The organism is Pseudomonas sp. (genome assembly GCF_040514055.1).
GTDB lineage: Bacteria > Pseudomonadota > Gammaproteobacteria > Pseudomonadales > Pseudomonadaceae > Aquipseudomonas.
The window spans coordinates 1-5,778 of the sequence record NZ_JBEVDL010000020.1 but is presented as its reverse complement, the minus strand read 5'-3'; the positions used below and the strand labels follow the sequence as shown (position 1 = coordinate 5,778).

Annotated in this window: 7 protein-coding genes; 3 read left to right on the top strand and 4 right to left on the bottom strand. The window is 64.3% G+C overall.

Annotation, left to right across the window (positions count from 1 at the left end; translation table 11 throughout):
* Positions 1-123: 123 nt before the first annotated feature.
* From ABWY06_RS05640 to ABWY06_RS05630, 3 genes are read right to left on the bottom strand one after another with little or no spacing between them, the layout of a single operon-like run.
* Positions 124-1,140 carry a heme-dependent oxidative N-demethylase family protein gene (locus ABWY06_RS05640; protein ID WP_274077856.1) on the bottom strand — a complete coding sequence of 339 codons (1,017 nt, stop codon included), beginning with the start codon at positions 1,138-1,140 and terminating at the stop codon, positions 124-126.
* Positions 1,141-1,149: 9 nt separating this feature from the next.
* Positions 1,150-2,079, bottom strand: a complete 930-nt coding sequence (locus ABWY06_RS05635) for a PDR/VanB family oxidoreductase (RefSeq protein WP_353924587.1) — start codon at positions 2,077-2,079, stop codon at positions 1,150-1,152.
* Positions 2,076-2,588: a dimethylamine monooxygenase subunit DmmA family protein gene (locus ABWY06_RS05630; protein ID WP_274077858.1), complete on the bottom strand. Its 513-nt coding sequence runs from the start codon at positions 2,586-2,588 to the stop codon at positions 2,076-2,078. The genes ABWY06_RS05635 and ABWY06_RS05630 overlap by 4 nt, the downstream gene beginning before the upstream one ends.
* Before the next feature lie 224 nt (positions 2,589-2,812).
* Here ABWY06_RS05630 and ABWY06_RS05625 point away from each other — a divergent pair, with 224 nt between their 5' ends.
* Genes ABWY06_RS05625 through ABWY06_RS05615 form a run of 3 tightly spaced genes read left to right on the top strand, consistent with a single transcriptional unit; the run spans position 2,813 to position 5,351 of the window.
* On the top strand, positions 2,813-3,961 hold the full coding sequence (locus tag ABWY06_RS05625; protein WP_353924586.1) for an ATP-binding protein: 1,149 nt from the start codon (positions 2,813-2,815) through the stop codon (positions 3,959-3,961).
* Positions 3,930-4,601, top strand: coding sequence for a response regulator (locus tag ABWY06_RS05620; RefSeq protein WP_274077860.1), 672 nt, complete (start codon positions 3,930-3,932; stop codon positions 4,599-4,601). Before ABWY06_RS05625 ends, ABWY06_RS05620 begins: the two co-directional genes overlap by 32 nt.
* Positions 4,602-5,351, top strand: a complete 750-nt coding sequence (locus tag ABWY06_RS05615; protein ID WP_274077861.1) for a PAS domain-containing protein — start codon at positions 4,602-4,604, stop codon at positions 5,349-5,351. It begins immediately after the preceding gene.
* A 28-nt stretch (positions 5,352-5,379) separates the two neighbouring features.
* On the opposite strand, the gene ABWY06_RS05610 is transcribed toward ABWY06_RS05615, so the two are convergent.
* The coding region (locus ABWY06_RS05610) for a cytosine permease (protein WP_353924585.1) at positions 5,380-5,778 on the bottom strand (399 nt) is incomplete at its 5' end.

Genomic DNA, 5,778 nt, shown 5'->3' with positions numbered 1-5,778 from the left:
GCAGTGCCCATGCCGTTCCAGTCTTCCAGGTTCGAGCCGAGTGCGCGGTGCCGTTCGGCCAGTGCAGAAATACGCCATGAGTGAGCCATGTGAGGATCCTTGTCGGGAGAAAGTGGTAAGGGGTCAGGCTTGCAGGTCGAAGCGGCTCAGCCACTGGACCAGGGTCTGTCGGTAGCGGCTCATGCCCTTGTAGTCGGCGATCGGCTCGGGCAGGTCGCGCAGGACGCGGTGCAGGCGGCAGCCCCAGCCGGGCTGAGTGACCAGCTCATCCATGCTGATCAGGTAGGTGCGGATGCTGAACATCACCGCGTTGCTGCGGGGCAAGCGGGCCATCACTTGCAGTTCGACCCGCAGATGCACTTGCTGCCCGACGTTGCCAGCCGTAATGCGCCCACGGTCGGCGCCCCATTCATGGAACGTCTCGGGTGAGGAGTCGAGGCGCGGATTGATGGTCAGCGTCCAGTTCAGGCGGCGAACCGGCTTCCCGACCTGCAAGGCCAGCAGGTACTTGAGTGCGCGGTCGAACACGCCCATCTGATGGGCCATGGGCACGGGCGAATGCCACTGCTTGAAACTCATGCCGGCGTCGAATGCCAGGGACCAGTCGGCTGGGCTCGTGACCATGCCGGCGTCCATGTACAGATCACCGTCGCGCTGGTCGAGCAGGGCGAAATCCCCCTGGACCTGGCGGGTGATGAACTCCAGCGGCTCGCAGGGCAGGCTCGCGGCATCGCCGAAGACAAAGTGCTGGTCGATGTCCAGCAGCTGATTGCGCCAATGCCAGTGCTCGCCCTGACGCTCCAGCACAAACCACTGCGGATAATCGGCGGCGAGCTGCTCCATGAGCATCTGCAGGGCATCCCACGCTGCCACTTGCATGTGCGGCATCACCAGGTAGCGGCGCGGGTCCTTGTCCAGTACCAGGGCGCGTTCGGCCATTTCCGAACGGTAGTGTTCGTCGATGTCGAAGCCGTGCTGGTAAATCGAACCAGGGTCCCGGGACGTGGCCGGTTCGATGTTCACCGAATACAGGTAGCTGTCCTCGGTGAACGGGAATGGAAAGCGGCGGATGGCGGCGGGACTGTTGCGAAAACTGAAGTCGTTGCGGTAGCTCAGCACCGGGCTGGATGGAATGGTCATGGTCGACTCCTAGAGGTCTAGCGAAACGCAGGGGCCGCGGCCGCGAGAGACGCAGGGCATGAGAAATTCGCCCTGCTCGGCGGGGCTGAGGAAGCTGTCGCGGTGTTCGATGTCGCCGCGCACATGGCGGGTCATGCATTGGCCGCAGACCCCGCCGCGACACAGGTTGGGCACCTGCAGGCCGGCGGACTCCAGCGCTTCGAGCAGACTCTGTTCAGCGCCGACCCGCAGGCGCTGCCCGCTGCGCAGCAGTTCCAGGTCAAAGGCTTGCCCAGGTTCTGCGGCCTTGAAGGCCTCCCAGTGCACCCGCATCGAAGGCCAGCCCAGGGCCTTGGCCTGTTGCCGGACTGCATCGAGCAAGGGTTGCGGGCCACAGGTATAGACATGGCTGCCCAGCGGGCGGTCGCGCAAGATGGTGTCCAGGTCCGGGCGGGCGCTGTAGGTGTGCAGTCGCGAGCCCAGCCGTTGTTGCAAGGGCTCGAGATAGGCATCGCTCAGGCCAGGGCGATACAGGTAATGCAGTTCGAAATCGGCCTGGCGTCGCTCCAGCTCGGCGATGTGCGCCATGAACGGCGTGATGCCGATGCCGCCGGCGATGAGGATGTGCAGGCGGGCGGGGGCGTGCAGGGCGAACAGGTTGGCCGGCGGCGATATCTGCAGGGTGTCACCCACCTGGACGTGTCGATGCAGGTACTGTGAGCCGCCGCGGGAGGCTTCCTGCAGGCGTACGGCGATGCGGTAGTGCTGGCGGTCCGCCGGGTCGCTGGTCAACGAATAGGCATTGCGCACCTGGCCGCTGCCCAGTGGCAGGTGCACCTGCACATGACTGCCGGCGGAGAATCCCGGCAGGGTGCCGCTGCAGGGTTCCAGGGTGAGTTCGCGCACCACGGGGGTGAGCATGTCGGCCGTGCTGACCCGGACCTTCAGCGAGGCGCTCATGGCTGGACTCCGGCGTAGGGCTGGTCGGGATCGCTGCAGACGCCGAGGTAAGCCCCCAGGCGTTGGGAAAAGTGCTGGCGCACCTCCAGCCCGACTTCACAGCGCTCGCAGGTCATCGCTGGCTGCGGCCCGCACGCCTGGGTCAGTCCGCAATGCACGCAATACACCTGGCGCGGGCCGACGGTGGCGTGGGTGATGTCGATCTCGTCGTCTTCCAGCCCGGCGGCGCGAGCCTGGGCATGGATGCGCCAGACGAATGCCTCGTCGCCCATGATGTACAGGTGACTGCCCACGGTGGCGCTGCCCAGTACCTGCTGCAGGCGCGCTTGGAAGTCGCTGTTCTGCTGGTTCAGCACCAGGGGCTGTTGCAAGTCGCCGACAAAGGACGCGCAGGCGGCCGCCGATTGCATGACCACGATATGGCGGGTGGCGGCTTCACGAGGCTGGGGCTGGCGATAGCGCGGCAGGCTGTGAAGTCGATCCGGAGCGGCGCTGTGTCTATCCGTCATGCTGGCTTTCCTGTTGATCCGCCCCTGTTTGCGGGGCGGGAAAGGTGGCGTTGCACAGGGCGTGTTGTTTCCTGCTGAGGAAGATAATTTCCTACGGGGAAAAATCTCTCAATCCAGAAAAAGCGCTATCTCTTTGGGGGTAGGTCGAGCACGGCGGCCATTCAGGGCATGGAAGTTGCTCGTCCTTGTTCACAGCCGAGCAAGCGGACGGGGAGTGATCGAGAGTGCGAACACGAGTGCAGTGGTGGCCGCTCTGGTTGGGGCGTATCCGTCCCGAACAGGCGCGCAGCGTGCGCCAGCTGTTGGCCGGGTTGCCCTTGAGCCAGGTGCACGCTGACGGTGCCCTGGCGGTTTTTCTGGACCGTTTCGAAGCACTGTTGCCCGCTTGCCAGCTGAATCTGGTCCTGGCCGGTGTCGAGCCGACGCCGGCTCGGCGCGGCGTGATCGAGGGTTGCCAGGGCGTGCTGGACTGCCCACGGCGTGCCTCGGCAGCGAGTGAATCCGCCCAGGCCTGCGGCCCTTGTCGGCAACGGGGCGTGCATCGCCTGCTGTGTTCCGTACCCAACGGCGACCAACCCGGCAGCAGCGGCTGGTTGCTGCTCGATACGCCGCGCGCGGCCGGCGCGAGCTGGCGCCAGTTGCTGGAGGAGGCCGCGCAGGCCGTGGACGTCAGCGTGCGTCTGCTCTGTCACAGCCGTGAACAGCAGCGTCGGCAGGCGACTTTCCGGCACGGTGCACTGGCCCGTGAACTGCACGATTCGGTGGCGCAGCAGCTGGGTTATCTGTCGTTCCAGGCGAGTCTGCTGCAGTCGCAGCTGGGCGCGCCTGCGCAGGCGGCTGCGGTGTTGCAGGAGCTGCGCGGCGGCTTGAGCCAGTTGCAGCGCCAGGTACGTGAATTGATCACCAGCGCCCGCCTGACCATGGACGGGCGTTCCCTGCGCCAGGCCCTGGCCGACTCGGTCGCGGAGTTCTCGCGGCGCTGCATCATCGTGTTCGAACTGGACAACCGCCTGGCCGACGATGCCCTGGGCGCGGAAACCGAATTGCAGGTACTGCAGATCATCCGCGAGGCGCTGGCCAACGCTGTACGCCATTCCCATGCACGGCATGTGCGCATCGAGTTGCGGCAAGACCAGGACGGCGCTGTGTCGGTGTCGGTGGAGGATGACGGCATCGGCTTGAGCCCGGCGTCCGGGGAGGACAACCATTTCGGCCTGGCGATCATCCGCGAGCGGGCCGCGAGCATTGGTGCGCGCCTGGCCATCGAGGCCATCCGCCCGCACGGGGTACGCGTACACCTTGGCCTTTGCCGTCACCAGGATTTGCCTGAGGGGAATTTCGATGGACTGCACGACCTTGTTACTGATCGATGATCACCCGTTGTTTCGCAAGGGCCTGGCCCAGCTGTTCGGTGCCAGCGACGACTTTGAAGTGGTGGGCCAGGCCGCCAGTGGCCGCGAAGGCATCAATCTGGCCGTGAGCCTGGCGCCGCAACAGGTCCTGCTTGACCTGCACATGCCCGGCTTGAGCGGCTTGCAGGTCCTCGATGAGCTGCGCCAGTTGCGCCTCGACTGTCAGGTGGTGGTGCTCACCGCGTCGATGGATCGCGCCGAACTGCTGATGGCCCTGCGCCTGGGGGCCAGTGGTTATGTGCTCAAGGAAACCGAGCCCGATGCACTGCTGGACTACATGCGCAATTGCAACCGGGGCGCGATCGTCCTGGATTCGACCCTGATTGCCCTGCTGGCCGACCAGGACGCGCCGACGCCCCGGCCCGGGCACGATCTTGAGCACGCCGATACCCATAACCTGACCGAGCGCGAAGGCCAGACGCTGGCCTTGATCGCCGCCGGCATGAGCAATAAGCAGATCGGCCGGGAACTGGGGATCAGCGACGGCACGGTGAAGATCTATGTGAAGAATCTCTTGCAGAAGCTCAGTCTGCACTCGCGCCTGGAGCTGGCGGCCTGGGTGCATAACGGCGCATCGGTGAGACATGAGGAGCGCCATTAGATGATCGATCACCCCGAGGCAATCGTCCCAACAGCGCCTGTGCAGCGGATGGATCACTTCCCGGCGGCGTTGCTTGAACTGGCCGATGACGGTCGCATCGTCCACTTCAACCTGGCGTGGGTCGAGCTGATGGATCGACCCCAGGGCGAGCGTTACCTGATTGACCATGTGCACCACGAAGACCGATCGATGTGGCGCCAGGCGCTGCATGAATTGCGGCGGCGGCCCGAGACTTCGTTCAACCAGCGTCTGCGTTTCGTGCACCCCTCGGGGGAGTTGCGCTGGTTCGAGGTCAGTCTCAAGCGCGGTGACCAGGGGTTCTATCTGGTAGCGGGGGATATCACCGTGCACAAGCGGCGCGAGATTGCCTTGCTGGCCAGCCAGCGCAGTTGCATGAGTTTGCTCGACAGCATGCCGGGGCTGATCTATCGCGGCCGCAACAACCGGGACTGGACCATGGAATTCGTCAGCGCCGGGTGCCTGCAACTGACCGGCTATCCCGCGGAGCGGCTGGTGGACAATCACGAATTCACCTACAACAGCCTGATCCTGGCGCAGGACGCCGATTATGTCTGGCGCGAAGTGCAATATGCCCTGTCACGGCGCGAGCCGTTCGAACTCAACTACCGGATTCGCTGCGCCGATCAATCGATCAAGCACGTCTGGGAGAAGGGGGTGGGGATCTACGCCGATACCCGAGAAGTGTTGGGTATCGAAGGGGCCATTTTCGAGCGCAACGCCGGGCACTGAGTCCGGCGTTGTGTTCTTGAGGGATGGATCAGGACAGTTCAGCGATGCGTTCGCCGCGCTTGCCGAGCTTCATCAGCCAGTAATAACTCAAGGCCGGCACCAGCAAGCCGACCAGCCAGGCCAGGTCGACGCCATCGAGCGCCGTGGCGACCGGACCGACATAGAGCGTGGTATTCATGAACGGAATCTCCAGGGCAATCGCCAGGACAAAACTGCCGCAGGCGATCCAGTTGACCCGCCCGTAAATCCCGTTGAGGTCGAAGATGTCGTCGATCCGGTATTCACCTTTGCGCAGGCAATAGAAGTCCACCAGGTTGATCGCCGTCCAGGGGATCAGGAAGTAGCTCATGAAGAAAATGAAGTTGAGGAAGAAGGTGATGAAATCGTCCTGACTGATGGTGCACAGGCCGGTCGCCACCACGCTGAT

Bases quoted from the DNA above. Each gene is read 5' to 3' on its own strand.
- ABWY06_RS05640 (WP_274077856.1), bottom strand. From the start codon at position 1,140: ATGACCATTCCATCCAGCCCGGTGCTGAGCTACCGCAACGACTTCAGT.
- ABWY06_RS05620 (WP_274077860.1), top strand. From the start codon at position 3,930: ATGGACTGCACGACCTTGTTACTGATCGATGATCACCCGTTGTTTCGC.
- ABWY06_RS05630 (WP_274077858.1), bottom strand. From the start codon at position 2,588: ATGACGGATAGACACAGCGCCGCTCCGGATCGACTTCACAGCCTGCCG.
- ABWY06_RS05615 (WP_274077861.1), top strand. From the start codon at position 4,602: ATGATCGATCACCCCGAGGCAATCGTCCCAACAGCGCCTGTGCAGCGG.
- ABWY06_RS05635 (WP_353924587.1), bottom strand. From the start codon at position 2,079: ATGAGCGCCTCGCTGAAGGTCCGGGTCAGCACGGCCGACATGCTCACC.